The sequence below is a fragment of the Citrobacter sp. wls613 genome (genome assembly GCF_005281195.1).
GTDB lineage: Bacteria > Pseudomonadota > Gammaproteobacteria > Enterobacterales > Enterobacteriaceae > Citrobacter > Citrobacter gillenii.
On the sequence record NZ_SZXN01000024.1, the window covers coordinates 1 to 1020 of the forward strand.

Consider the following 1020-nt stretch of genomic DNA (forward strand, 5'->3'; position numbering starts at 1 on the left):
ACTGTCGGTATCGATCTTGCTAAAAATGTGTTTGCTGTTCACTGCATTGACCAAAATGGTAAAGCTGTTCTGGTTAAACCCAAGGTGTCGCGTGCAGCACTTTCTGAACTCATCGCAGGTTTACCTCCCTGTGTCATTGGAATGGAAGCCTGCTCGGGTGCCCACTATTGGGCAAGATTATTCAGGCAGTATGGCCATGATGTCCGGTTGATGGCTCCGAAATTTGTCTCACCCTATCGCATGGCGGGTAAGACCGGGAAAAATGATGCAGCTGATGCAATAGCTATTTGTGAGGCAGTGCAGCGGCCGCATATGCGCTTTGTACCAGTCAAAGACGAAAGCCAGCAGGCAATGCAATGCTTACATCGGACAAGACAGGGATTTATCCAGGAAAGAACAGCAACGTATAACCGTCTTCGGGGCCTGATATCTGAATTCGGGGTTATTGCCCCACAAAGCACTGATGCTCTGCGTCATGTTGTTTCTGACCAGAAGGAAACTCTGCCAGTACAGGTTAGGCTGTGCATTGATGATCTATTGACACATGTCACTAATATTGAAGAGAAAATCGCCGAATATGACAGGGTATTATCTCGTGTGGCCAAAACAGATCATCGCAGCCAGCAGTTAATGGAACTGAAAGGTGTTGGGCCCACCACAGCGAGTGCGCTGGTCGCCAGTATTGGCAATGCCCATGATTTTAAGAACGGGCGCCAACTGGCAGCCTGGTTGGGGCTAACGCCATCACAATACAGTAGTGGCGGAAAATCAAAGCTTGGCAGGATAACAAAAGCGGGTGATGCCTATCTGCGAACCCTACTGGTCCAGGGAGCCCGTTCTGTAATGGTAGGGGCAGAGAATAGAACGGACCCGTTTAGCCGTTGGGTCTGCTCGTTGATTGGTAGGCGGGGATACTGGCGTGCTGTCGTTGCAATCGCCGCCAAGAATGCGAGGTTGTGCTGGGCATCATTACATTACGGCGATGACTTCAGACTGTATTCAACAACATGAAAAATTTAA

Annotated in this window: 1 protein-coding gene; it reads left to right on the top strand. The window is 49.4% G+C overall.

Translation table 11 applies throughout. The features are described 5' to 3' along the window. Positions 1-1011, top strand: a 1011-nt coding sequence (locus FDX01_RS04025; protein ID WP_137399271.1) for an IS110-like element IS5708 family transposase, incomplete at its 5' end; no start/stop codon positions are given. Between the last annotated feature and the right edge of the window lie 9 nt (positions 1012-1020).